The following is a 24,998-nucleotide window of genomic DNA, read 5'->3' as shown; positions in this document are numbered from 1 at the left end:
AGAAGCCTTTTGTTGCAGATGATGTCCGGTTTGCTACTTGATCCAGATCAAGGCGTTACATCTTCGTAAGGGTGGCCTCTCTGTCCAGATTGTAAGTTGCGCGCGGGCTCGGCCATGCTCATCTTCAGGGCACCCTTCCAGAGGAGGTTCGGATGAGGAAGTTCACCATCGCCGCCATCGCTGTGCTCAGCATCGCCGGCTCGGGCGCGGTTTATGCCCAATATCATCACCCGTGGATGGAGCACTTCCGCCACACGCGCATGAACCCGGAAGACCGCGCCGCCTTTGTCGACGCGCGCATCGCCGCCGTCCATGCCGGGCTGAAGCTCAACGCCGATCAGGAGAAGCTGTGGCCGCCGGTCGAGGCGGCCGTGCGCGACTTCGCCAAGCTGCGCATCGACCGCGCCAATGCGCGGATGAGCGCCGGTCCAGGCGACTCGAACAGGGACAAGCCCGAGGATCCGGTTGCCCGTCTGCGCCAGCGCGCTGACGACATGGGCGCGACCTCTGCGGCGCTGAAGAAGATCGCCGACGCCGCCGACCCGCTCTACAAGACCCTCGATGACGGCCAGAAGCGGCGCCTTGCCGTGCTGACCCACCATCGCGGCCCATTTGGTGAGGGCGGGGACGGGCCGTCCCGGCACTTCATGGAGCACGGCATGGACCGGATGATGGACCATTTCCGCGGCGGCGACCGTGACGGTGGCCCTGATCGGGAAGGGCGTCTTTGAGCGCGCCGGGATTCCCCGGATATTAACCTTGGAGAAGCCGCTGGAATCCGGCGGCTTTTCGCGTTTTCGGGGTTGTGGAAGAACCTTGGAAAACATGCGTCACATCGCTTGCCATCGCCGGATCGCTTTGCTAAACGACCGGCCTCGCAAGGCATTGACCGCCTTTCGGGCGCATAGCTCAGTTGGTAGAGCAGCTGACTCTTAATCAGCGGGTCCCAGGTTCGAGCCCTGGTGCGCCCACCATTTCAATAGCTTAGCTAGCAAAGCCGTTTGAGAACCTGATTTTTCAAACGGTTGTTTTCAGCAGCTTAAACTCCACAGACTAGGCCGATGCTGCGGTTCGGCGATCAATGATGCTGTGGTGTCAGCATTGCCGTGAGTAAGGCTGCGATGGCCAATGCGCCGGCCACGCCGAACACGCAGGCCATCCACCCGAAGGTGTCGAAAAGTCTGCCGAGGGTAGCGGTTCCCACTACTCCTCCAAGAAAATAGCAGGCGAGATAGGTGCCGCTCGCGATCCCCCGGTTCTTGACCGCAGCCTGACCGACGAATCCAGTCGCAGCGGCCTGCGCAAAGAACGTCCCGACGCCGACCAGGACCATTCCAGTCAGGACTTGGGGCAGATGAGACGTCAGCATCAAAGGAAGGCCCACGGCGGCAACGCCGAGGCCGATCCAGACAGTCATGCGACTACCGAGCCCAACGGCGACTTTTCCGGCGAGCAGTGTCGTCAGAATGGACGGCAGAAAGACGAAGTAGACAAAGCCAAGGTCCATCATGCCGAGCGACAGTGGCGGTCGCACCAGAACGAAATTCACGAACGTGAAGGTACCGATAAAGGCGAACAGAATGCAGAAACCGATGCCGAAGGCAGCGCGCAGCCGTGGTGTTCGCCAATGCTCAAGCATGGCGCGAACTGGTGAGTCGTTCGCGGTTACGGACTGCATCGGTTGCACGCGGTGTATGGAGAAGTAGACCAACGCAGCGCCGGCGAGGTTTAGGGCCGCGAAGAAATAGAAGTTCCAGGCAAGGCCGAGACTGTCGGCAAGCGCGGCGGAGATCAGTCGGCCAATCAGATTGCTGGCTACGTTACCCGTGATGTAGGCGGCAAATGCTCCGCCGGTATCCATCGCGCTGCATCGCTCACCGAGGTAGGCAAGCGTCAGGGTGAAGGCCGAAGCCATGAACAGGCCCTGCGCGACACGCAAGATCATGAAGACGGTGATACCAGGGGCTATCGCAAGCAGACTCGTAGGTATCGCCAACAGGGAGAGGCTGAGAAGGATGCCGAATCGTCGGTCGATATGGGGGCTGAAGAAGCCTACGACGAGACTTGAGATTGCCATGCCAAACGTGCTGGCGTTGACCGCAAATCCCATCGCGGCGGGGGTCACGCCATAGTGGCGCGTAAGAGACGGGAGAATCGCCTGGGTTGCGAACAGATCGACGACGGTCAGGAATGCGGTCAGTCCGATCACCAGTGATCGAAGCGCAACGCCTGGCGAATGCTCGTGCATCTCGGCCGTAACCGGCTCCATGCTCGTGGATAGATCGGTCATTGCGCGACATCTCCTCATTTCGAAAGAGGATGTGACGCCCGGCGTGCTGGGGAGCACGGGGGATCCCGGGTCGTCGCATCCGGTAACGAGGCGGGGGCTGGGAGCGCTCGTTACATATTGTGGTCGGCCGGATCCTTGCGGACGTCGCCGACATAGAGAATGACCGTTTCCTTGCCGAGGTTCTTCCACCAGTGCGAGGTGCCGAAAACCTCGGGGCGAAGGTCGCCGGCCTTGTGCACGATCGGGTCGACGCAATTGGAGGCGTATTCGACGATCTCGCCCTGTTGCACAAAGATAAGTGCCGGCCGGTCGTCGTGGCTGTGCCAGGGGACAATGCCGCCAGGCTCGATGGTCAGTTTGCGGAAGCGCAACTCGCGGCCCTCGATATGCGCCGGCTGTTTGCCAAGGTCGATTGAGCCGAGCGTGACGTCGGTTACGCCAACGGGCTTGTAATCGACCATCGGCTGAGCATTGGGCCTGATCTTGCCGGCCGGACATTCACCCGCGAACACCGGTTGCGTGGTGAGCGTGAGCGCGCCGACGAGGGCAGCTCCGGTCCAGATCGCATGCGATAGCTTGAAGTTCTTGAACATCGGCAGGTCTCCTTTTTCGCCGTAACCTTTTTGGTCCGGCTATGGGTGCAGCTTCGACGAAGTTGACCGCGCCTTGAAATGCCGTCTGTCTCTCGAAACGATAGCGCGTCGCTATGCGTGCCCGAGCATGTGCTTGATGTCGGCCGAAAAGGTCGGATAGGCGTAGACGTTGTCGCGTAGTTGCTTCGCAGTGATGCCGAACTTCATTGCGAGGCCAAAGACGTTGATGAGCTCCTGGCCGGCATGGCCAACGAGGTGCGCGCCGAGGATCAGGTCGCTGGCCCGGTCGACGATTATTTTCGACCAGGCGACGGTCTCGGCATATGATTGAGACGAGAACCAGTCGCGCATGTCGTTGACGTGCACATCAATGGTTAACCCGGACTGCTGCGCTGCGTTTTCGGTGAGGCCGACGGCAGCCAGCGATGGCACGGTGTAGACTGAAGTCGCGATGCCCGCGTAATCGGGCGCGTGACGCGGTCCGTCAACGATATTGCGGCCGACTATCTCACCTTCGTAGGTCGCGAGCGGGGAAAGTTGGGGCGATACAGGAACGGCATCGCCGCATACGTGGACCTGAGGGTTTGAAGCCGACCTCAAGTAGCGATCTACGACGATGCGGCGGTTTACTTGCTCGACCCGGCCTTTTGCCAAATCGAGCGCATCCACGTTGGCTATCCGGCCGGCGCCGTTGACGACGCGATCCGCTTCGAGCGCCTGTTCGATGTCGCCATCCGTGAAGACCACCCGGAGCCGATGGCCGACCTGCTCGATCCGCCGGACCTTGACGTCGGTCGTGATCTTGATGCCGATGCGTTCGCTTTCGGCGTGAAGTTGCGCGACAGCATCGCAGTCCATAACGGGGAGGAGCTGCGGCAGGGCCTCCAGAACCGAGACCGTGGTGCCAGCCCGGGCGTAGACATGCCCGAATTCCAGCGAGATTACGCCGCCGCCGATGAATATCACCGAACCAGGCAGTTCACGTTCGCTCAGTAACTCGTCCGAGGTGATCATGTGCTCGGCACCAGGAATCGGCAGCGCTCGCACCTTGGACCCCGTGGCAACTACGATGTGCTTGGCCTGCAGCAGACGGTCGCCGACGCCGATGGCGTCGGGGGCGACGAAGACACCCTTACCCCTGATAACCTCGACTTCTCGGCGCGCCATAGCGCGGGCGAGATTGGACGGAATGTCCCTGATCATCGCCTTCTCACGATCGATCAGTGCCGCCCAATTCAGCCGGGGCTTGCCAACTGCAATGTGATGCACAGACGCGCGATCAATATCGTGCAGGGCTTGGCCCGCAGCGACCAGGATCTTCTTCGGCGTGCAGCCGCGGTTTGGGCAGGTGCCGCCTAGTTCACGCGGCTCAATCATCGCGACCGAGAGCCCGGCGCGCCGGACCGGACCGGTCACGCCGATGCCGGCGTTGCCGCCACCCAGGATCACCACATCGAATCTCTCGCTGGTCATGGAACGGCCTCTACTGCGTGATCAGAGTTTCGCTTGCGCCCCCGGGCGGGGGCCGCGCCGGCGCCCGCGCGTTCGGCCGCTACTTCGTCGTAATCGTCGAGGTAATCGACTTCACGACCATGGTGGCCATTTTGAACTGCGCTTCGCGATTGTGGATGTTGTGCCTCTTGGCGATCCAGTCGAAGTCGGTCCACACGGCCCAGTCGTCGCCATTCTCATCTTGCGTGAGGAGCAGGCGAACAGGCCAATCGAGGCCGGCATTGGGATTGGCGGTAATGAACTGGGTGCCAAGCGGAGGATTGCCGAAGATGAGCAATGTCGAAGGCCGAAGCTTGATGCCGGCATCCGCGGCAAGTTTCGACTGGTCGACCTCAAGGAAGAATTTGACGCCCTTGGTGGAAATGTCCGCCTTGATGCGGCTGATCGCTTCGGGCATCGACACCGCGCTCTTCACCCGGACGATGCCGTCGTCGCTGTCGGCCCGCGCGAGCGAAGTCGCAGCGGCAAGGACGAGGCAGCATAGCAGAAGGGAGGTGGCGATATTCGCAATGCGCAGGATGATCTGACGTTTCATGGGTTTTCCTCCATGGATGGGGAGCTTTGGACCACACGAGGATGGACGGGCTCCTCAAGGAGGTGAAATGCCGTCTGGCTCTGGAGCTGATAGCTCCGCGCTATCGCGGCGCGATAGGCGGCGGCTATCGAACCGATTGGGGATCGGCATTTCCGTTTGACAGGGATCGGGCATTCGATGGACGCGCGCCCCTTGCGAGGCGATCGAAATGCCGAATAATAGACTTCACTCTTGCCGGAGCGGAAAATGACATCCCTTTCCCCAGCCGACGCAGAACGGCTCAAGCTCGCCTTCCAGCGCTGCCGTGACATGGAGGGGACGCTGAATGAGCAGCTTCGGGCTTATGCGAAAGCCGGCCGGGAGATCTTTCCCGCCTATGGCGAGGCGGTCGACCGTCTCGTCGCGCGATTAGCCGAGAATGGTGGCGGAGAGAACGCGCCTCGCCCGGGCGAGGTGATGCCGGCCTTCGTGTTGCCCGACGAGAGGGGACGGCTGGTTACGCTGGATTCGCTGATCGCGCGCGGCCCCGTAGCGGTCATGTTCTTTCGAGGTCATTGGTGCCCTTATTGTCGGCTGAACGTCCGAGCGGTGATCCAGGCGCAGGATCGTATCGAGGCGATGGGCGCGCAGATCGTTGCCATCATGCCGGAGACGCAGGAATATACCGAGCAGTTCAAGGCCGACTCCGCGGCGCCCTTCCCAGTATTGACCGATCTCGACAACGGTTATGCGCTCTCCCTCAATCTGGCGATCTGGTTGGGAACGGAGATCCAGGGACTGCTGTCCTATCAGGATATGGCGCGGTTTCACGGCAATGACGGCTGGATGCTGCCGATCCCGGCGGTCTTCGTCGTCGGGCGCGATGGCGTCGTGAAGGCTCGCTTCGTAGACCCCGATTTCCGCAAACGCATGGAAATCGACGACCTACTCGATGCGCTGGAAAGCGCGAGCCGCGAGCATTGATCTTCAACCAGGCGTGTACTCCGGCGCAATGACGAAACAGCTCCCAACCGCTCCTTTGAGCTAAGGGACGTTACCGCGGCGACGCCTGTGTGGCGCATTATTGGACTTTTCCAGGACCCCTCCGGTCTCTCCCTGCACCGAGCCAGCACGATGATCGAACTTTACTACTACCCCAGCTATATCAGCCTTCTTCCCCATATCCTGCTCCACGAAATTGGCGTCGAGCATCGACTGGTCTTCGTCGATCGATACGCAAGCATCCACAAGCGCGAAGCGTATTTGAACCTCAATCCCAATGGTCTAATTCCGGTGCTCAAAGAACGTGATCTGATCCTCTACGAGGCCTCCGCGATCTCACTCTATCTTGCGGACAAACATCCGGGATCAAGATTGGCACCTGAGCTCGGAACGGATGGCAGAGCCCATTTTTATAAGTGGCTCATGTGGTTGGCCACGAACCTGCACCCCGCATTGTCAAATTACCTACACCCGAACAAGTGGACGGCAGACGAGGCTGCTCAGGTGAAGCTGCGTTCTGGCGCCGAGACGCGTGTTGCAGAGTTGTTCGACATCATTGATGCTGAGCTGGCTATTAATGCGAGACCTTGGCTGCTCGGCGAGGACTATTCGCTACTGGATGCCTATGCCTTTGTTCTCTGCCGCTGGTCTCGAGGCATGGCGCGGCCGGGTGCGAGCTGGCCTCATTTTGGACCCTATGCCAACAGGATTGCCGAACGTCCTGCAGTTTTGCGGGCGCTTAAGGCGGAGCATCTGTCAGAGCCGTGGATCTAGGCCGTGTGCTCATCAATCAGCTGCTCGCCCGATCTCCGCTCTACCCCCGACAGCGGCGAAAACGCGGACACTTGCCAAGCAAGCTGAAGGGCCAATGAAAGCGGCCCAGAAAAGAAACACCCGCGAGACATTGGTCCAAAAATACAGCGCAGCAAGGACAAGAAGGCCTGCACCAAACAGCAAAGCGCTACCATCGTATCCGAGACCAGTGTCGTCCGCGATCCAATCACTCAGAGTACCCAAGGTTTGGGAAAACGCGATCGTAATCCAATAGAATAGCTCGGCCTTAGGAGACGTGACTGAATCAACGTTCACAGTACCCAGCGTGAGATACCATGCACCCAGGGAGCAAAGGACGCAGGCTAGTAGGATGGATGAACCTCCTACATAGCCGATGCCGAGCGAACGATCGAAAAAATCCGCCATCGCGGTGCCCACGGTCGTAGAAGCCACAATGGCCAGCCAGTAGATCCACGCGTTGAACTTCGTCGTCGATATCTGAGCGATGACTGCCGCAACAAAAATGGTCAGAAAAATAGCTGTCCCTGTCAGATAGCCACCATTCTGAGCATTCTGGTCTGCATGGAGCCAGCTCATGGTGACGGCGTCGCCGCCCGTTTCCCCCAAAGTAGTGGCGAGGATTTTGATCACCCAGAAGCCGAGCGTAACATTAGGTACTTTGCTGGGGACATCATTGTCGCGGAACATCAATGGGCGCACTCCGAACTGGCTGCTTGGCAACCTCGAAACGCATGAAGCATGCGGATAGGCTCATCTAAAAAATGAAATCACGACGATCTGTTGGGACCGCTTGGGGTCCAAACCGGCAAAACTCAGCCCGAGCAGATGTTTTTCGCTTTGCGGCCAGCGGCCGAAATTGCCTCCACCAGCACACGTCTTGCTCGCTGGACTGTTAGCAAAGAAGCTGGGACAGCTACCCCGCAGTCTCTCGCCAATCGGCGCCCCTTAGCATCCGCATGACTGCAGAGGCTACTGCGGTACGCTGGCGTCCCGCAACGCCGTAAAGATTGACCGTGCGGCGGGCGTCCAATCCCACCACGCCCGCGCGTTTGAGATTTGCCGGGACGGACGACGTGTGCGGCAACATCGCGACTCCGATATCGGCTTCGACCAGCTCGATCAGATCGCGCTCACTGGAGATTTCGTGACTATGGCCGACGTCGATGCCGTGCTCGCGCAGTGAGGCCGCAATGCGCTTGGAATGCTCGCAGTAAGTTCGGCTCAGGAGCTGCTCTGTGCGTAGATCATCGAACTCGATCTCAGCGCGCTCGGCGAGCCGATGGGCTTTGCTGACGACGAGCTCGAAGCTCTCCGTGAACAGTGGCCAGGCGTCGAGCCGGTCCCAGGCTTCATCGATCTCGGCAGCAATCCCGAGCTCCGCTTCGCCCTTCTTGAGGAGTTCGCCGACTTCCCGACCGGTGCCGCGCAGGAAACAGAATTCGAGGCGATTGAACTGACGCTTGATCTGGCTCAGGTGGGGAATGAGCAGTGCAAGATCGATGGAATGTGTCAGCGCGATGCGCAGCGCCCCGATCTCGCCGCTCTTGAACGAAGACGCCAACGAACGAGCACCCGCCGCCGCCTCATAGCATTGCTTGAGCAGCGGGTGCATGCGCTGGCCCAGCTCCGTCAGTTGCGCTGCGGGCCGCTCACGGCGGAACAGATCGCCACCGAGCTCGGCTTCGAGCTGCTTGATCGCCCGGGTGAGGGATGGCTGCGTCACATTACATTCCTCAGCAGCGCGCGTGAAATTGAGCTGCTGCGCCACCGCGAGAAAATAGCGGACCTGATGCATTTCCATGGATCGGCTCCCCAGCAAAATCGATGGGAACCTTAGCGGATCGAGGCCAGGAATGACATCCCGACGCCGATAGCGAGCGTGCATGGTTTCGGAAGCCAAAGGGCATTTCCGGAGACTGGGAAAACATCTCAAAGTTCGCAAAGGCCAGGTCCGCCACCAGACCCGCCATCGCTCAAATGAGAGGCTCGGATTATGAACATTCCCATCAAATTGCAGGATCAAACCGCCGCGCGGACGCTGGTCGGCAAGGTAGCGCTGGTCACCGGCTCGACCAGCGGCATTGGGCTCGGGATTGCGCGAGCTTTAGCGGCTGCCGGTGCCGATGTGGTGCTCAACGGTCTTGGGGCTCCCGAGGAGATTGGACGGACGCGCGAGCAGATCGTTGCGGATTTCGGGGTAGGGGCGAGCTATTCGCCCGCCGACATGAGCAAGCCGAAATCGATCGCTGAAATGATTGCCGCGACGGTGGCCCAGGCAGGCCGGCTGGATATCCTTGTCAACAACGCTGGCATCCAGCATGTCGCGCCGCTGGAGCAGTTTCCTGTCGAAAAGTGGGACCAGATCCTCGCCATCAACCTGTCGTCGGCCTTTCATACGACCCGTCTTGCGCTCCCCGCGATGCGGCAGAATGGGTTCGGCAGGGTCATCAACATTGCGTCTGCCCACGCGCTGGTCGGGTCTCCCTTCAAGGCGGCCTATGTCGCGGCCAAGCATGGGATTGTTGGCCTGACCAAGGTTACGGCTCTCGAGACCGCGGAGGAGGGCATCACCTGCAACGCGATCTGCCCAGGCTACGTCTATACGCCCCTCGTGGAGGCGCAGATCGACGGTCAAGCCAAGGCTCACGGCATTTCGCGGGATCAAGTCATCCGCGATGTACTTCTCGCACAGCAGCCCAACAAGCGCTTCGCCACGGTCGAGGAAATCGGCTCGTTGGCGGTCTTTCTATCAACCGATGCGGCGGCTTCGATCACGGGCATAGCCCTCCCGGTCGACGGCGGCTGGACCGCCCACTGAGATGAGCAGCCGTAACAAAGTCCGCGGCTCTGCGAAGAATGACGAGAGCAAGCGTTCAGGGGAGCGAAAGATGAATGCGATGCAGGGAAACGCAGTCGAGGCTGCCAAAGTCCGGGATTTGCCCGGCCAAGTCGTGCTTGTGCTGCAGGGCGGCGGAGCGCTCGGCTCGTATCAGGCCGGGGTCTACCAGGCAATCCACGAGGCCGGCATCGAGCCTGATTGGATCATCGGGACCTCGATTGGAGCGATCAACGCCAGCCTGATCGCGGGCAATGAGCCCCAGAACAGATTGGCGAGGCTCAAGGCCTTCTGGAAGCGCATGGAGCAGAATCCGATCTGGAATCTGCGCACGGCCTTTCCAGATTTCAATGACAAGCTTTCGTACTGGGCGACGGTCACCAACGGAATTCCGGGCTTTTTTCGGCCCAATCCACTGGCTCACGCCGGGGATTCCTATCCGCTCGGCGCCGATCACGCGGGCTTCTATTCGACGGCTCCACTCGAGAAGACACTGAGCGAGCTTGTGGACTTCGACCTGGTGAATCGCTGCAAGCCGCGGCTGACGGTCGGTGCGGCTCACGTTCGGACCAGTCAGATGCGCTACTTCGATACCCGCGACGGCGAGCTGACGGTGAAGCACATCATGGCGTCGGGCGCGCTGCCGCCGGCGTTCCCCGCGATACGGATTGATGGCGAACTGTATTGGGACGGAGGCATTCTCTCGAACACGCCCACGGAAGCGGTCTTTGATGATAACCCACGCAGGGATTCGCTGATCTTTGCAGTTCATCTGTGGAATCCAATGGGTCACGAGCCCACGACCATGGCAGAGGTCTTCAACCGGCATAAGGACGTGCAGTATTCGAGCCGAATTGCGAGCCAAATCGCACGACAACAGCAGGCGCATCGCTTGCGCCACATCATCAATGAGCTCGCCGCTCGCCTGCCTGAGAGCGAGCGTGCCGATCCTGCCGTTCGCGAACTGACCGGTTATGGCTGCCGGACCCGCATGCATGTCGTTCGTCTTCTCGCGCCTCAGCTCGATCGCGAGACCCACACCAAGGACATCGATTTCAGCCCGAAAGGAATCATGCGACGGTGGGATGCGGGCTACGCCCATACCAAGGCTGTGCTTGAGAGTGCACCATGGAAAGGCGAGTTCGATCCCCTCGCGGGTGTAGTCCTCCATGAGCAACAGGAAATGATGCCGATGGCGGCAGAATAGGCACTCAGGGCAGCCCTTTGAGCATCCACACGCATTGAAATGGTGATACGCACGAGTAGCATAGCCGCCGTCCGATTGATTTTGAGGGGCCTATGTTCGCAATTCCGCGCCGCTACAGTCACTTCGTCTTTGGCGTCATCCAGTCGGGATTGACCTCCCTGATTGCGGCCGGCATCGCCAGCTTTCCCGCGATGGCAGCCGACAATTTCTTGTGGAATTGGCTTGCCTCTTGGCTGGTCTCATGGGCAGTCATGTCTCCCATTGTGCTGCTTGCAGCACCGACAATTCGGTCGCTGTCCGTGGTGCTTACGCGAGAGGAGTCCTTGGATTGATAAGAGGCGCTACCCCAAGCTGAAATATCATTTTCAGGCTCGATCCGGCACTGGCACCGATTGTAAGTGCCGTGACGGGGCGAAAGCAGTTCGGACGAATTTCCGTGGCGTTGAGGGCAGCGCACGAGTTTATCGCATCACTAGTCGATCGTAGCCAATCCGCTCGAGCCGCCTTCTCACCGACGATCTGTCCATGGGCTGCTTATCGATTTTGACCAGGCTCCATACCAAGGTCTTGGCAAGAACTCCGGCTCGGCGAGGAGCCTCAATCAAACGGAACGGCTTGCGCGATATTCTTTCCGGCGGGCTCCTGCCGGGCAACCGGCGGCGCGGAATGTGCGGGCGGACGTTTCACGATCGCTCGCCGATCCTTCACATAGGCAATGGGGACGCCGAGCCTTTCCACACGAGCAACGATCTCTCCGTCGAGGTCACGGTCGCAGTTCATCTGCGTTGGAGCTATGAAGAACTCCGACTCGTCCCATTCCGACCGGAAATCCCACCGCAATCGGGGAAGGGTGACCGAATGATCAAAGGCCGGACGTTCTCCGCAAACGGCGACGGAATAGACCGTCGGCGGTTTGGTTCGATCGACGGGTACTCTATCTCTGACGTACGCCTCGAGCTTACCAATCGCCTCTGGCATGCTGTTGAACCAATAGTCCAGATCATAGCGGCGGAATGCTCCCGGAAGGCCTCCGACCAAAGCGTTGTAGGACAGGTTCTCGTAGGGGTGAAGCCTTACCAGCGTGATGCCCTCTGACAGAAAGGACGCGCAAACCACCGCAAGCGCCGCTGGGGCCAGCCGGCGCCCCGGTAAAGCGAGCGCATCGAGCAGATGGCTGAGGCCCACGCCGGCGAGCGTCGCCAGCGGAGGAAGCACGAACAGGAAATGGCGCATGCCGCTGAACGCAGGGCCATGAACGAGCGCTTGGCAGGCCAACGGCAGCAGGATCATCATCGATAGCAATGCAACTTCCCGACGCTGCACTACGCCTCGCTTGACGGGGTTCCAAACGAGGGAAATCATCGCCAGCGCGGCGCCGGCCTGAGTGATCAGCGGTATGCGAATGAGGAGATAACCGGGGACATAGACGCGCGGCACGTTGGCCATCTCGTAGACGCGGCCGACAAACATCGTGCGGATCGCATACTGAAATTCCGAGAAGGCAAACAGGCCACGGATCGGATTGAGGGGTGACAGCGCAGCCCACGGCCAGGCCAGTATCATCAGCGGATAGGCGACCACCACGGCGGGGGACATCTTCAACAGGGATCTGCCCGCAAAGAAAAGGCGCGCCCTGACGCTTTCCGCGGGGGGCAGATAGATCACAATTGCAAGCCCGAGATAGACAAACAGCAGCAAGCCGTAGCTCCGCAAGCCAAGGGCTACGCCGGCAAGGCAGCCGAACACGACAACATCGAAGGTCCGAGGCGACGGCAATTGGCGAGCCAAGCGGAGCAAGAACAATGTCGCCCCGGCCATTGCGGCGGCAAACGGGATGTCCTTCGTGTGATTGAACATGGCGCCATACCATGCCCCACAAAGTGTAAGCGCGACGGTGGCAATGAGGCCGGCGCGGGGGCCGGCGATTGAACGCGCCGTGGCGCCACTGACGGCAATGCCAGCGACACCTGTCATGGCGCAGAGGACATGGCGCACTTCGTAGACGTCGAGGGCCATGGCATGGCCGAGCCATATCGCTATGACGTCGAACAGGCCTCCGTAGAGATACAGGTTTTCGAAGGTGAACACATCGCGTAGCCTGAATCCACTTTGATAATACGCGATGATCAGCTCCCCATAGTGGTGCTGCACGCCTTCATCATTGGAAATAGCGTAATCCTTGACCGTGAAGCTCACGACAAGAATGACTGCTGCAAGAAATGCCAAGGTTAGAAGATCAAAGATCTTCGAAGGGGCGCTAGGCCATCGGTCGCTCGCGACAGGAGGATCCGGTGCATCGGCAACGGAAATCAGATCGTCCGTAACTCGCAACAGTACATTTTCGCAGTTCATGCGTGATCCGTTCGATCAAAAAGCGAGCCACAACTCTCGTTTGGAAGTCTTGGCGCGCTGCGTGGCGGTCGTTCCGTCACGACTGATCTGCTAGAGTTTGTGGCCCTTCTCTCGCAGCGATTGGGTGATCCGCTCTTTCATCTCGTCCGCAGCTTCGCGCGAGATTTCATCGCTGACTTTCTGGTTTATCTCCGAGAGCTCGTGCGATTTTTCGATATATTTCTGGCCGGCAGGGCTGCGATAGAACGCGTCGATGGCACGGAGTTCATCCGTCGAGAATATCTTGGCGTAGAGCGCCGCGGCGCCCTCGATCATCGAGGTAGAGTATTTCGATTGGTTGGCTTCCAAGATGGCCGGCATCGCGGCGTCGAAGTCACGCTCGATCTCCGGACGGTCCTGAGACAAGGTTGGCCGGAGCCTGAGCAAAATGCCTGGCAGGAGAGACTTGTATTGATCGGCGACCTTCAAAGTCACGGCCAGGCTTCTTGCAGCGTCCATCGCGGCAGGGGATGACGTCTCCGCTCTTGCAACCCCTATCGCGAGCAACGCTATGCAAATGGCAATCATCGGGCTCTTGTACATGTTTGACTCCTCGCCTCTCATGCCGCGCTTGGCTGTGTTCGTATCCCAGCCATCGGCTCGGGTTGAGCGACCGGGTTTTGTTCTTCCTTGATCCCCGCGTCGACGAAGAGGTTCGGCACCCTTTGTGCTCTATCCAGAACCCAGGCGGCTGCCGTCATGATGGCCATTCCGCCGATGCTCAGCAGAATTTGCTCAATGACTTGGTGTTTCCATTGAACAAGTATCCAATGCACGCCAAAGGACAGGAATACGCCGAGGCAGAACAGCGGCAGCGAATGCTGGCCGCAGAGCACGAGAGGGCGGAGCCACTTCGATTTAAGCCCGGCCCAGTCTCGGCTAAGATAGCGTGAGACGATGACGGCAAGCGCAAGGAAATGCGTGAACCGCAGCATATCGAGATCGGTCTTGTCGATCGGATAGATAAGCTTGATCATCCACTTCGGGATCAGCGACTCCAGGAACACGCTGTGCCAGGTCATCACGATAACCAGAGCGAAGAGGATCCAGGCGATCGCGACTGCGAACACGATGCGCGAGCGGAGGAATTTGCTGATCTGGGCGACAGCACCGCAGCCGCACCAGGCACCGAAAAAGAACATCAATTGCCAGGCAAACGGGTTGAAATACCAGGTTGCCCCTTTCGGATATGACGGCAAGTTCCAGTCGAAGTAGCGCGCCAGCAGGTACAGCACGATCGAACCGGCCAGGGTCAGGTTCGGGCGGCGCACGAGGCACCACACCACAAAGGGAGCAACCACAACCAGGGAAATGTAAAGCGGCAGAACGTCGAGATCGACCGGCTTGTATTGCAGCGTGAGCGCCTTTCCGATCAATTCGTCAGGGTGTGCAAGGAAGTTGGCGACGTTGAACTCGTCCTTGTACATCGGGTTGTCCCACTTCCGCGCGGCGCGAGCGATCTGCGCCGTGAAGGCGAGGAACAGCAGGATGTGGGCGACATACATTTGCCAGGCCCGCAGCCACAGGCGCTTCAAGGCTGCAAGGAACTGGCCCGAGGCGACGATGGGAACGTAGATGAACCCAAGGAGGTAGCCGGAAATGAACACGAAAAACTCGGCCGCGTCGCTGAAGCCGTAATTGCGCAGCGTAAGCCAGGCCACGACGTCATCCGGAATGTGATCGAGAAAGATCATCCAGAGACCAAGTCCGCGCAAAAGGTCGAGCCTCAAATCTCGCTCGACGACAAACCGATCCGTGCTCTCTTTTCCCATGTCCGTCGGTCCATTCATTAGGGTGAATATTCATTAAGCACTTTGCGTGATTAGCTCTGACGTATTCGTCTTGGCGCGCTCGCGCCCGGACATTGCCCATTTGTACCAGCTGAACACCCAGGCGACGCTGTACAACATCAGGATGCCGGCGGCGCCGATCAAGACGTGCAGCACGACACCGGCATCAAGCTCCGTTAGAAGAGCATAGCCGGCGAATGACAAGGCGACTCCAAGTGCAAAGATCTGCAGTGAATACTGCCCGCAAAGGATCAGAGGCCGCGCCCAGGCCGATCGCAACTCCGCCCAGTCACCGGGTACGAAGCGCAGGACGACCACCGCCAGTGCGAGGAAATGCGCAAACCTCAGGATGTCAAAATCGGTCTTGTCGATGGGATAGATCAGCCGCGCCAGCCAGCCGGGAATCAGCCTTTCCAAGGACGGAAAATACCAGGTCATGGTAACGAAAAACGCGGCGCAGAGATAGGCGAGGGCGAGCCAGAAGACTGCTCGAGAGTTGAGAATGGGGGATAGTCGCTTTCCGCCTCCAAGTGCGCACCAGGCGCCGAAGACGAACAGCAACTGCCATGCGTAGGGATTGAACGACCAGAAACCGTCCGGATAAGTCGACAGGTGCAGATCGTACCGGAGCGTAAGGATATAGAGCGCGACAGAGCAGGCGAGCGGAAGATCCCTGTGTAAACGTGCAACTAGCAGGACCAAGGGCAGAAACGCCATCAGCACCACATAGAGCGGCAGGACATCCATGTTCAGCGGGCGGAAGCGCAGGAAGAGCGCCTGGATGATTTCGGATCCGGGTTGCCTAAAGAAATCTCCGACCTCCATCTCCTGGATGTAGAACGCCGGCTTCTCGGAGACGCTCGTAACAAAGGCGATTTCGGCCATCAGGACCAGGAAGAGCAGAAGATGGGCGGTATAGATTTGCCAGACCCGTCGCAGCACGCGTGCTGTTCCTGTGACGAAGCCGGCCTCGAAGGTCGCGCGACCATAGACCAGAGCTGCGGTGAAGCCGGAGATGAAGATGAACACTTCGGCGGCATCGCTGAACCCGTAGTTGCGAATCGTCACCCACGTGAGGAGGTCGGGTGAAACGTGATCGATATAGATCAGCCAGAGCGCGAGGCCGCGGAAAAGATCGAGTCGCAGTTCTCGCTGGCCTTTTGCGAGGGCGAGCATCGGTGTCGGGACAGACGGCGGCACAGGGGTCGCAGCGAGATTCCCGCCGGGTTTCGGGTATCCTCCCGCGAACCAGGCAGTGAGCCTGAGCAGTCGGTGGTATTGAGGGCGGCCTTTCGTTCCGACCTCGGCCGGCGCGCCATGACTACCAAAAATCGGCAAATGCTTCATTGCTTGCCCCCTTGTCCCACCAGAAGCTTAGCTCGCGCCGTGGAACAAGAATATCGAAAAAGCGAAGCCTCCATATCGAAAGCGGACACTACCGAGACCTCACAAAACGAATCCTGCGTGTGAGGTCTGCATAGCCGGCACAGAGAAACCTATCCAATGCCTTGGCTCTATAGGTTTGTTAGCAGCCATGCATTGAAGCTCAGGCGACACAACGGACGCGATAACCGAGATGCCGAAAAGGCGGCCTGCCGTGATCCGCGGCGGGTTTGGACTCAGAGCACCCCAAGGAAGACCGGTCCCGTTTGAAGCCACATTGGACAACTATGAGCCGCTGTGTGCGCGATTGTGACCGCTCTAACCTTGAACGGTTGGAAGATCTTGTCGGCGTTTCGTGCGGTTGGCGCGTTCGGCGACGGAAATTGCGGGTTTGCCATGCCATGTGACTCGCATGGCTTCACGGACCAGGGCGCCCACTGCCGGTGTATGTCGGCGCCCGCGAACTGTCACCAGATTCACGTCGCGCCAGAATTCTGGGGCCATCGTAGGCCGCGTAACCACGGCCGGATCAGTGACCGTATATTCTGGCATGAATCCGAAACCTAGCCCCGACCTTACGAGTGCCTGAATCCAGTCGTCGCGATCGCTGCGGTAAACGGTCTCGATCTCAACACCTTGAGCTTCAAAGAATTTGTCCGCATACCCGTTAAATTCACAACTACTTCGATTGAGGTATCGCTGCCTGTGGAGGTCCCTCAGCTGGATCGCGGTCCTGCCACCCAACGGATGATGGGGAGGGAGCACTATCATCATCTGTTCACGGAAGAGAGGCATTGTGTGTAGCCGAGGATTGGGTGTCTCCCCCGGGATGCAATAGATCGCGATGTCGAGCGAGCCCTCAAGCAACTCTTCGTCGAGCTTCCGTGCGCTCGAATCTCTAATCTCGACTTCCAGCCGGGTGTCCCGCTCCTTGACTGAGTTTAGCAGCTCGATCAGAAGAGTTGGAGCGATCGTGCACATGACGCCGAGGCGCAACTTAAATTTCTTTTCAGTCGCAAAGGCCTCCGCAATGCGACGAGCGTTGTGCGCCTCCTCATATACTTGCTTGAGATGCGGCATGACAATCTGAGCAAGATCCGTGGGCCGAACGTTGGGCCGCTCTCGATGGAACAGTTGTCCTCCGAACTCATGCTCGAGCTGCTTAATGGCCCGCGTAAGAGAAGGTTGCGTGACATTGCATGCATCAGCGGCTCGCGTGAAATTCGAGTGCTCGACGAGCGCTATGAAATAGCGAATTTGTTGCATCTCCATAAGGCGTCCTCGCTCAACTAGCTCGACACTACTCGTCTGACGTTTGGACGAGCCGACCTGCAAAATGGTCAATGGAGAAACGCCCGGGACCCCAGCACATAATGCTCAGCGCCATGGCCGCCCATGTGAGATGAATTGGCCAGCCGTCCGGCACCGTAAGCTCGACGATCACGGTCATGAACAACAAGCCAAGACCAGCGAAACGGGTGCCGAGACCCAGGATCAGCAGGACAGGAAAACAGACCTCGCCCAACCCGGAGAGGAACGCCATCGCAGTCGGGACCGGGAAATGGTATGGCCCGCCTGGAAGATGTAGCATGAATTCGTCGCTGAATAATGCGACGGCGGTATCGCTCAGTTTGAGGAAGCCATTCCATTTGAGGATGCCGGAGCGCCAGAACGGCACGGCCAGCGCCACGCGAACAACGAGCTGCACCAGAGATGGCGTCGCGATCGTCTGGATGAGATGATTGGCCTTGTCGGCGAGCAGGGCGAAGGAGGGCAGATTGCCCGCGGGCGCGATGCGTTCTTCCGTGATCATTTTTGGTCTCCGGGCCTCAGCGAGGTGAAGGCGCCCGCCTCGATCAGGCCGGCGATGTTGGTGGCGAGTTCGAAGTCTTGCGAAGCTTCAGTGGCCGCGGCGGCGGCCTCGGCGAGTGTGCATCCCGACATCAGGCAGGTCAGGAAGACCGCGCCGCCGGGCGGGAGCCGTTGCACGACGACGTCGAACTCCGGCCGCGTGATCAGCGCGTCTTCGGGCGTCGATGCGTCGATGCGGTCGGAGGACTCGCCGATGCGGTTGGCGGCAAAAATGGTCACCGCCGCGAATGACGATCGCACCACGCGCGTCGCGGGATGTACGGTGAAGACAAGGTTCGCCAGACGATCGGGTGCGACCGCCGCGAGCGCGGTCGGCGAGAGCGGCGGGTGATCTGCGGCGTGATAGGCGTCGAGCCAAGCTCGCTCGATCCGCGCGACGTCGGCGAGCCATGGCAACGACCGGGCGTGCTCATAGCGGGCGATGAAGCCGGGAAAGTCGCGGCCATAGTCAAACAGCAGGGGCGAGGTCGGCGGCGTTTCCCGGATATGGAACCGCGCCATGGCGCGGAAGAAGTCCGGCCCGGTGAGGCGCTGTACCGCCGGATAGATCGCCGCGAGTGCCTCGATCAGGCTGACCGTGACGTTGTTGCGGTAGACGTCGTAGCGCTTCACCGCCGACTTGCCGTTCGGGCCAGTCACGGCGGCAGGGACGTCGCCGTCGGGATCGAGCAGCGGCGGCGCAAAAGCAGCCGCGTAAGAGGTGTGGGCCTCAGGCTGCATGGCGGTCCTCCATCGCGCAGCCACGATTGAGGATCGCCTGCGCGGCGGCGGCTTCGGCCTTCAGCACAGGCCAATCCGGGATGTTGCTGTCCCATTCGACCAGCGTCGGCACCGGCCCGCGGCGTGCGATGACGATCTCGAACAGCTTCCACACGGCGTCCGCGACCGGGCCGTCATGGCTGTCGATCAAGAGCAGCTCGCCCTCGTCGTCGCTCTGCTCGGCATGGCCCGCCAGATGGATCTCGCCGACGCGCGTCAGCGGGAAATCGGCGAGATATTGCAGTGCGGAGAAGCCGTGATTGGTCGCGGACACGAAGACGTTGTTGACGTCCAGCAACAGGCCGCAGCCGGTGCGCTCGGCAACAGCGCGGATGAAATCGGCCTCGCTCATGGTGGAGTTGCGGAAGCTCACATAGGTCGAGGGATTTTCCAGCAGGAGCGGGCGCCGGATCACCTCCTGCACCTCGTCGATGTGGTCGCAGACGCGCGCGAGCGTCGCTTCCGTGTAGGGCAGAGGCAGGAGGTCGTTGAAGAAGCTGGTCTCATGCGTCGACCAGGCCAGGTGCTCGGACACCAGCGCGGGCTGGTAGCGCGCGACGAGGCCGCGGAAGCGTGCGAGATGCGCACGGTCCAGCGGCGCAGGTCCCCCGATCGACATGCAGACGCCGTGTAGCGAGAGCGGATAATCGCGGCGCAGCCGCTCCAACATCCGATGCGGCGGTCCGCCCGCGCCCATGTAATTCTCGGCATGAACTTCGAAGAAGCCGCGCTGCGGGCCCTCGTCGAGGATCGCCGCAAGGTACTCGGGCTTGAAGCTCGTCCCGGCGACCCCGCCGATGGGCAAGGAGAAGCGGAGGGGAATGGCCGCAGATGTTCGGGGCCTGATCTCTGCGTCCATGTCGCTCCTCCGCGCTGCGTGTTTCGATTGCTGCTCGTGTCAGACCGGCTTGAGCGAACCGTGCTTGCCGCCGGGCAGCTCGATGTTGGCGCAGGTGCCACCCTGGACGAACTTCCAGGCATTGCCCTGGAAATCGACGGTCGAGGTCCCCTGGCAGGTCGTGCCCGGGCCGGCGGCGCAATCGTTCTGGCCCTTCAGCGCAACGCCAAAGCATTTCTCCTTCTTGGCGGCGATGGCCGCATCGGCCTCGGCCTTGGTCAGGGGACCGGCCATGGCCAGCGTGGCGAGCGCGGTGGACACGGCGCCGGCGAGGACGAGCGAACTGATAGCAGTCTTGGCAGACATTGAATTTTCTCCTGTTGGTTCGGGCGATGCCCGCTTCGTCTCGTTCGCCCCGCCACGGCCGGCCGTTACTGGCTGAGCCGCTCACGAGTTGGTGAGACCGTTGGGTGACGCGCACGACGCCGTGCGCTTGGGCCGATTAGCGGCGCGCCGGGGCGATAACGCCAATGCCTTGTCCCTATGGACTCGTTAGCCGGCGGGCATTGGCCTGAGGGCTCGACATTTGCGAGACGTAACGAACGGCTGCGGGCCTGCGTACAAAGATACCAAGCAGTCTCGTCAACCCGTCGGACCCCGTCATGACCGCCAGCCCCGGACGCATTGCATCAGGCCAAGCAGTCAGGCGGCTGACGGTCAGCATCCGTCTCGCCGTCTCGGCGCTGGTCCTGACTGCGATCCTCCTGACGGCCGCGCTGTCCAGCCTTCTGTGGTGGCGCACGGCGGAGGCGACCAGCCGGCAATTGGCAGCGACCATCAACGAGCAGATCGTAGCCGCCGTCCGCAAGGAGGTCGCGGCGATCGTCGACGAAGCGCGCGCGGCCCACACCGCCATCCGTACCCTCTTCCTGCAGAACGTGCTCGACACCCGCGAGGCCGACAAGCGCGAATTCGTCTTCCTGTCGCAGCTGCAATCGCAGGCCACGATATCTTGGGTCGCCTTCGGCTGGCCTGACGGCGCGTTCTTTGCTGCCCACAAGCTCGGCGACGGCCGGCTGGAGATGATGGAGATATCGCTCACCGATCACGCCGGACAGCGGCGGGTCGACGAATATGACGTGGTGCCCGGCGACATCGAATTCGCCAACCGCCGCTTCGAGCCGACCGATTTTCGCGTCGCCGATCGCACCTGGTTCAAGACCGGCATCAAGGCCGAGGACCCCAGCTGGTTCAAGGTGACCGACCATCCGATCGGAGAGCGCCCGTCGATCGCCTTCGCTGGTCCGATCGACGTCTATCAGGAGCGGCAGGGTGTCCTTGCCATCATCATCGAATATGCCCGCCTTTCGCGGTTCCTCGCCCAGCTCGAAGTCGGACGCACTGGAACAGCCTACGTTTTTGACGGCAACGGCGAGCTCGTGGCTGCGCCCGACAAGGAAGCGGATGAGCTCCATCCCGCACAGGGCGACCGGAAGCTGCTGCCACTTGCGCAGATGGCGCTGGCCAAAGCGAGTACCGATCAGGATGCCTGGCGCGGCAGACTGAGCTCTGGCGGTGCGGCCTATGAAGTCGCGCTGACGCCGTTGCCGTTTCCGGGCTGGCGGCTTGCGACAATTATCCCGGAGGCCGAGTTTCTTGGCCCGGTCGAGACCACGCTGCGGCGCCTGATTGTGGGACTAGCCGTCGGTGCGCTGCTCGCGGCGCTGGCTTCCGCGCTGCTGGCACGCAAGGTGATCGCGGCGCCGCTCTCCCGCGTCGTCGGTGAGATCCGCCACGTCGAGACCTTTGCGCTGGAGCAGGTGCGCCGTCATCCCTCCAGGGTGAAGGAGATTGCGAGCCTGTCGGGCGCGATTGCGGAGATGGCCGCGGGCCTCTCGGCCTTCCGCAAGTTCATCCCCGCCGACCTCGTCCGCGCCCTGCTGCGCCAGGGCGTCCAGGCGAAGCCGGGCGGCGCGATCCAGGAGTTGAGCGTGATGTTTGTCGACATCGCGGGTTTCACCGGTCTGTCCGAGCGCATGGGCGACCGGCTCGTGCCGCTGCTCTCGCGCTATCTCGACCTGGTCTCGGAAGTCGTCGTTGCCAATGGAGGTACGATCGACAAGTTCATTGGCGACGCCGTGATGGCCTTTTGGGGAGCCCCGCAGCCGCAAGCGGATCATGCCGAACGTTGCTGCCGTGCCGCCCTCGCTATCCGGCGCGCCATTGATGAGTCCGGTCTGGTCGACGATCTCGGCCAGCCGCTGCAGATTCGCATCGGAGTCAACTCCGGTCATATGCTGGTGGGCAATATCGGCTCCGAGCTGCGCCTCAACTACACCGTGATTGGCGACGCCGTGAACGTGGCGAGCCGTTTGGAAGGCGCAAACAAGAGCTACGGCACGCAAATTCTGATCGGTGAGGAGACCGAGCGCCTTGCGCGCGGCGCCATCGTCACGAGGGAGATCGACAGCATTGCGGTTTACGGCCGCGAGGAAGGCGTCGCCGTCCACGAATTGATAGGGCTGGCGGACCGGGTGGATTTAGCGCACGAGGCCGTAGGCTGGATCGCAAGCTATCAGCGCGGCCTCGCAAAGTATCGCGCGCGCGACTTTGAGGGCGCGGCCGCCGACTTCAATGCAGTGTTGGTTGTGCGTGCTAATGATCGACCGGCCTTTATCATCCGGGAGCGCTGCCTTCACTTGTTACAGGTCGGCAGCGATGCGACGTGGCGGCCGGTCGCTGCGCTGAACACGAAGTAGGACCGTGCTTTTGGGGAAAGCTCGGGATGACGATGTTCCGGCTGCACATCCAACGCCGCCTCTCAATCTGAGTGCTTGAAAGGCCCAACCTCGCGCACGACCTTACAGATCTGAAGGAAGCCGCTTGCATAGAATTCGACATGCCCGCGTCTCATGGCCTCGATATGATCGGGATGGGTCCGCCATCGCTCGAGCGATTCTTCCGAGGCAAAACGAAAAAGGGTGATCTCCTCGCCGTCGTCAGCCTTGAATGATTTGACCGACAGGAACCCCGGAAGGCTGCTGACCAATCCATACATGCGCTCGCCCAAGCGATCGTACTCGTCGCCCGACGCACCGTCGCGCAGCTTCAGATCCCCAATGACGATCATCTCCCCGAGCATGGGTCCTCCGCGTTCAATTCTGCCCCTCGACGATATTCGAGGCTGCGAGGGGCACTATTACGCCGCGTCGCAAATAATTCCCGCGCCGTTCACGATTTTGCGTTCAACGCTCGCCCACGTGGTCGTGAACGGAGCGCCTCGGGGCCCGCGTAACAAGCCACGAGGGATCGACGTACAGCCAGCATCCGCACCTGAGGTCCGTCATATGAGAGAGCTGGTGAAAACGTTCAATATTGCAGAAGCTGGAGCAGGGTCTTATCGGCCCTTGGCGATCCTGCGTTGGGTGATGGTCGTGATTTTCGTGTCGTTCGGCATGCAGAAATTCACTTTGCAATCAGCTCAAGGAATCGCGCAATTCATCAGCAGCAGTCCGTTCGTCTCGTGGCTGTCGATCTTCGGATTGAGGGGCGAGGCCTATTTTCTCGGCGTTACCGAATTTGTAATCGCGGCCCTGCTGGCTGCCGGCGCTTTCAACCCGATCCTGTCGGCGCTGGGGTCGTTCATGGGCGTGGTGACGTTCGCCGTGACGTGGTCGTTCTTCTTCACGACTCCAGGAGTCGTCAAATGGAGCCTCTCGACCGACCCAATGGCGTGGAATCTCGCGGGCGAATTCCTATTCAAGGACATCGTGCTACTTTGCGTCTGCACCGTGCTGTTGCTGACGTCGCTGCCGCAGGCCGTGACGCGGCTGCGCGAATAGAACTGCAGCGTACTATCAGGAACGTTCAGGTCCGGACAACTGCTGCGCCGGCGCATCCGGCGTGTGAGCGCGCAGGAAACCCTTTGCGAGGGCGTGGTAGATGCCCTCGGGGCAGAGGAGGCGCGAAGTTGCCTGGGCGATCAATGCGGAAGCCATCAAGGGCACCACCATGGCGTGATTGTTTGTCATCTCGGTCACGATGACGAAGGCCGTGATAGGAGCCTGCACGACTCCGGCGAAGTAGGAGACCATCCCGAGCAGCATGAAAGCGCCGAGAGGCGCACCCGGAAACAGATGCGCGATATTGGTGCCGATGCCGGCGCCCACGGCCAGGGACGGTGCGAAGATTCCGCCCGGAATGCCTGAAATCGCAGACAGCGCGGTGGCGGCGAGTTTGAACATGCCGAAATCCCACGGAAGCGGAATGTCGGTCTCTAGGGCTGACTTCACCTGGGCATATCCCGTCCCGTAGATCATGTCGCCGGAGGCGAGTCCGCACAGGGATACGCCGAGGCCGCATGCTCAGGAAGGCAAGCAGGTCGTCGTGATCCAGCAGGCGGATCCCGCAGCAATGTATGTGCCGTATTACGACCCGGCCACCGTCTACGGCAGCTGGCCTTATGCGGAATATCCGCCGTACTATTGGGGCTATCCGTCCTATCTCGGTGCCGGAGTGGTTGCCGCCGGTATCGCGTTTGGCACGGCCTGGGCGATCGGACGCTGGGGCAATTACTGGGGCGGCGGCTGCAATTGGGGCAACCGCAACGTCTACGTCAATCACCGGACCACGAACATCGGCAACGGCTGGCAGCACAATCCGGCGCATCGGCAAGGCGTGCGCTACAGCAACACCAACGTTCAGCAGCGCTTCGGCAATAACAATCTGAAGGCGGGGGCATCGGACCGGATGGACTTCCGCGGCCGTGAGGGCAACCAGGTGCTGCGACCTAATCAGGGTGCGGGCGACCGCACTGGTGATCGTGGCGGACCTGGAGACCGGGCTGGCGACAGGGCCGGAGATCGTGCTGGTGACCGTGCCGGCGATCGGGGCGATCGTGCGGGTACTGCCGATCGCGCCAAGAGTGGTGCAAAAGCTGGTGGCGATCGGGCGAAGGCTGCTGCCAAGGGCGGCGGCGATCGCGCCAAGGCCGCAAACCGCGCCGGTGGCAGTGCTGCCAACCGCGGCGGCAGCGGCAATCGCGGTGGCGCGATGAACGTCTCATCCGGTCGCTCCGCGGCCGCGGCATCGGCGTCTTGTAGGATTGCTGTGCCTGGGCCACGGAGCCAAGCAGTGCAAGTACGAACATGCCCGGCAACACCGCGCGCTGCAGCGATTTCAGACTGATCATGGCATCACCTCCGCAGGAATCTTCG

General features: G+C 60.7%; 24 protein-coding genes, 1 tRNA gene and 2 pseudogenes. 10 read left to right on the top strand and 17 right to left on the bottom strand.

The annotated features are described in order from the left end of the window. Positions 1–152 precede the first annotated feature (152 nt). A complete protein-coding gene (locus G8O24_RS16060; RefSeq protein ID WP_188100838.1) occupies positions 153–731 on the top strand; it encodes a Spy/CpxP family protein refolding chaperone in 579 nt (192 codons plus the stop codon). A 167-nt stretch (positions 732–898) separates the two neighbouring features. Next, a tRNA-Lys gene (locus G8O24_RS16055) sits at positions 899–974 on the top strand. Positions 975–1,078: 104 nt separating this feature from the next. On the opposite strand, the gene G8O24_RS16050 is transcribed toward G8O24_RS16055, so the two are convergent. The 4 genes from G8O24_RS16050 to G8O24_RS16035 all read right to left on the bottom strand — a co-directional run bounded on the left by G8O24_RS16050 (position 1,079) and on the right by G8O24_RS16035 (position 4,930). Beyond that, positions 1,079–2,290, bottom strand: coding sequence for an MFS transporter (locus tag G8O24_RS16050; protein ID WP_188100836.1), 1,212 nt, complete (start codon positions 2,288–2,290; stop codon positions 1,079–1,081). Between the two features lie 110 nt (positions 2,291–2,400). After that, positions 2,401–2,883, bottom strand: a complete 483-nt coding sequence (locus G8O24_RS16045) for a cupin domain-containing protein (protein ID WP_188100834.1) — start codon at positions 2,881–2,883, stop codon at positions 2,401–2,403. A 111-nt stretch (positions 2,884–2,994) separates the two neighbouring features. Then, complete coding sequence (locus G8O24_RS16040; protein WP_188100832.1) at positions 2,995–4,356, bottom strand: dihydrolipoyl dehydrogenase family protein; 1,362 nt, start codon at positions 4,354–4,356, stop codon at positions 2,995–2,997. A 79-nt stretch (positions 4,357–4,435) separates the two neighbouring features. Further along, positions 4,436–4,930 carry a DUF302 domain-containing protein gene (locus G8O24_RS16035; RefSeq protein ID WP_188100830.1) on the bottom strand — a complete coding sequence of 165 codons (495 nt, stop codon included), beginning with the start codon at positions 4,928–4,930 and terminating at the stop codon, positions 4,436–4,438. Positions 4,931–5,176: 246 nt separating this feature from the next. On the opposite strand from G8O24_RS16035, the gene G8O24_RS16030 reads away from it, so the two are divergent. Both G8O24_RS16030 and G8O24_RS16025 read left to right on the top strand, forming a co-directional pair. Further along, the gene (locus G8O24_RS16030; RefSeq protein WP_188100827.1) at positions 5,177–5,893 is read left to right on the top strand and encodes a peroxiredoxin-like family protein; all 717 of its coding nucleotides are present in this window, start codon (positions 5,177–5,179) and stop codon (positions 5,891–5,893) included. A 150-nt stretch (positions 5,894–6,043) separates the two neighbouring features. Then, the gene (locus G8O24_RS16025; protein ID WP_188100825.1) at positions 6,044–6,685 is read left to right on the top strand and encodes a glutathione S-transferase family protein; all 642 of its coding nucleotides are present in this window, start codon (positions 6,044–6,046) and stop codon (positions 6,683–6,685) included. 12 nt (positions 6,686–6,697) lie between these two features. On the opposite strand, the gene G8O24_RS16020 is transcribed toward G8O24_RS16025, so the two are convergent. Both G8O24_RS16020 and G8O24_RS16015 read right to left on the bottom strand, forming a co-directional pair. Continuing rightward, positions 6,698–7,393, bottom strand: coding sequence for a COG4705 family protein (locus tag G8O24_RS16020; protein WP_188101039.1), 696 nt, complete (start codon positions 7,391–7,393; stop codon positions 6,698–6,700). Between the two features lie 226 nt (positions 7,394–7,619). Next, complete coding sequence (locus G8O24_RS16015; protein WP_188101037.1) at positions 7,620–8,507, bottom strand: LysR family transcriptional regulator; 888 nt, start codon at positions 8,505–8,507, stop codon at positions 7,620–7,622. 192 nt (positions 8,508–8,699) lie between these two features. Between G8O24_RS16015 and G8O24_RS16010 the strand changes: the two genes are divergently transcribed. The 3 genes from G8O24_RS16010 (at position 8,700) to G8O24_RS16000 (ending at position 11,081) form a co-directional block, all read left to right on the top strand. Beyond that, on the top strand, positions 8,700–9,524 hold the full coding sequence (locus G8O24_RS16010) for a 3-hydroxybutyrate dehydrogenase (protein WP_188100823.1): 825 nt from the start codon (positions 8,700–8,702) through the stop codon (positions 9,522–9,524). A gap of 70 nt (positions 9,525–9,594) precedes the next feature. Next, positions 9,595–10,749, top strand: a complete 1,155-nt coding sequence (locus G8O24_RS16005; RefSeq protein ID WP_376708098.1) for a patatin-like phospholipase family protein — start codon at positions 9,595–9,597, stop codon at positions 10,747–10,749. A gap of 92 nt (positions 10,750–10,841) precedes the next feature. Beyond that, the gene (locus G8O24_RS16000) at positions 10,842–11,081 is read left to right on the top strand and encodes a DUF2798 domain-containing protein (RefSeq protein ID WP_188100821.1); all 240 of its coding nucleotides are present in this window, start codon (positions 10,842–10,844) and stop codon (positions 11,079–11,081) included. A gap of 265 nt (positions 11,082–11,346) precedes the next feature. On the opposite strand, the gene G8O24_RS15995 is transcribed toward G8O24_RS16000, so the two are convergent. From G8O24_RS15995 to G8O24_RS15955, 9 genes are all read right to left on the bottom strand, one after another. Then, positions 11,347–13,101 (bottom strand): glycosyltransferase family protein, encoded by a 1,755-nt coding sequence (locus tag G8O24_RS15995; RefSeq protein WP_188100819.1) that lies wholly within the window; start codon positions 13,099–13,101, stop codon positions 11,347–11,349. A gap of 90 nt (positions 13,102–13,191) precedes the next feature. Then, the gene (locus G8O24_RS15990) at positions 13,192–13,683 is read right to left on the bottom strand and encodes a DUF2059 domain-containing protein (protein WP_244645872.1); all 492 of its coding nucleotides are present in this window, start codon (positions 13,681–13,683) and stop codon (positions 13,192–13,194) included. 17 nt (positions 13,684–13,700) lie between these two features. After that, entirely contained in the window at positions 13,701–14,912 is a 1,212-nt protein-coding gene (locus G8O24_RS15985) for an OpgC domain-containing protein (protein WP_188100818.1), read from the bottom strand. A 33-nt stretch (positions 14,913–14,945) separates the two neighbouring features. Beyond that, positions 14,946–16,277 carry an OpgC domain-containing protein gene (locus G8O24_RS15980; RefSeq protein ID WP_376708099.1) on the bottom strand — a complete coding sequence of 444 codons (1,332 nt, stop codon included), beginning with the start codon at positions 16,275–16,277 and terminating at the stop codon, positions 14,946–14,948. A 354-nt stretch (positions 16,278–16,631) separates the two neighbouring features. Continuing rightward, complete coding sequence (locus G8O24_RS15975) at positions 16,632–17,585, bottom strand: LysR family transcriptional regulator (protein ID WP_188100816.1); 954 nt, start codon at positions 17,583–17,585, stop codon at positions 16,632–16,634. A 28-nt stretch (positions 17,586–17,613) separates the two neighbouring features. Then, entirely contained in the window at positions 17,614–18,126 is a 513-nt protein-coding gene (locus tag G8O24_RS15970) for a DoxX family protein (RefSeq protein WP_188100814.1), read from the bottom strand. Continuing rightward, positions 18,123–18,905: an HvfC/BufC N-terminal domain-containing protein gene (locus G8O24_RS15965; protein ID WP_188100812.1), complete on the bottom strand. Its 783-nt coding sequence runs from the start codon at positions 18,903–18,905 to the stop codon at positions 18,123–18,125. The genes G8O24_RS15970 and G8O24_RS15965 overlap by 4 nt, the downstream gene beginning before the upstream one ends. Next, the gene (gene bufB, locus G8O24_RS15960; RefSeq protein ID WP_188100810.1) at positions 18,895–19,803 is read right to left on the bottom strand and encodes an MNIO family bufferin maturase; all 909 of its coding nucleotides are present in this window, start codon (positions 19,801–19,803) and stop codon (positions 18,895–18,897) included. Before bufB ends, G8O24_RS15965 begins: the two co-directional genes overlap by 11 nt. Positions 19,804–19,842: 39 nt before the next feature. After that, positions 19,843–20,148 carry a BufA1 family periplasmic bufferin-type metallophore gene (locus G8O24_RS15955; protein WP_188100808.1) on the bottom strand — a complete coding sequence of 102 codons (306 nt, stop codon included), beginning with the start codon at positions 20,146–20,148 and terminating at the stop codon, positions 19,843–19,845. Positions 20,149–20,444: 296 nt separating this feature from the next. Here G8O24_RS15955 and G8O24_RS15950 point away from each other — a divergent pair, with 296 nt between their 5' ends. Beyond that, on the top strand, positions 20,445–22,541 hold the full coding sequence (locus G8O24_RS15950; protein ID WP_188100806.1) for an adenylate/guanylate cyclase domain-containing protein: 2,097 nt from the start codon (positions 20,445–20,447) through the stop codon (positions 22,539–22,541). 62 nt (positions 22,542–22,603) lie between these two features. Here G8O24_RS15950 and G8O24_RS15945 read toward each other — a convergent pair whose 3' ends face one another. Then, complete coding sequence (locus tag G8O24_RS15945) at positions 22,604–22,924, bottom strand: antibiotic biosynthesis monooxygenase family protein (protein ID WP_188100804.1); 321 nt, start codon at positions 22,922–22,924, stop codon at positions 22,604–22,606. Positions 22,925–23,141: 217 nt separating this feature from the next. On the opposite strand from G8O24_RS15945, the gene G8O24_RS15940 reads away from it, so the two are divergent. Beyond that, positions 23,142–23,624 (top strand): DUF417 family protein, encoded by a 483-nt coding sequence (locus G8O24_RS15940; RefSeq protein ID WP_188101030.1) that lies wholly within the window; start codon positions 23,142–23,144, stop codon positions 23,622–23,624. A gap of 15 nt (positions 23,625–23,639) precedes the next feature. Here G8O24_RS15940 and G8O24_RS15935 read toward each other — a convergent pair. After that, positions 23,640–24,146: pseudogene (locus tag G8O24_RS15935) on the bottom strand (chloride channel protein); the annotation flags it as partial. 1 nt (position 24,147) lies between these two features. On the opposite strand from G8O24_RS15935, the pseudogene G8O24_RS15930 reads away from it, so the two are divergent. Next, positions 24,148–24,885, top strand: a pseudogene (locus tag G8O24_RS15930) (DUF3300 domain-containing protein); the annotation flags it as partial. Between the last annotated feature and the right edge of the window lie 113 nt (positions 24,886–24,998).

Source organism: Bradyrhizobium campsiandrae (assembly GCF_014529705.1).
Classification (GTDB): Bacteria; Pseudomonadota; Alphaproteobacteria; order Rhizobiales; family Xanthobacteraceae; genus Bradyrhizobium; species Bradyrhizobium campsiandrae.
This window is presented reverse-complemented; position numbering and strand designations above follow the sequence as displayed.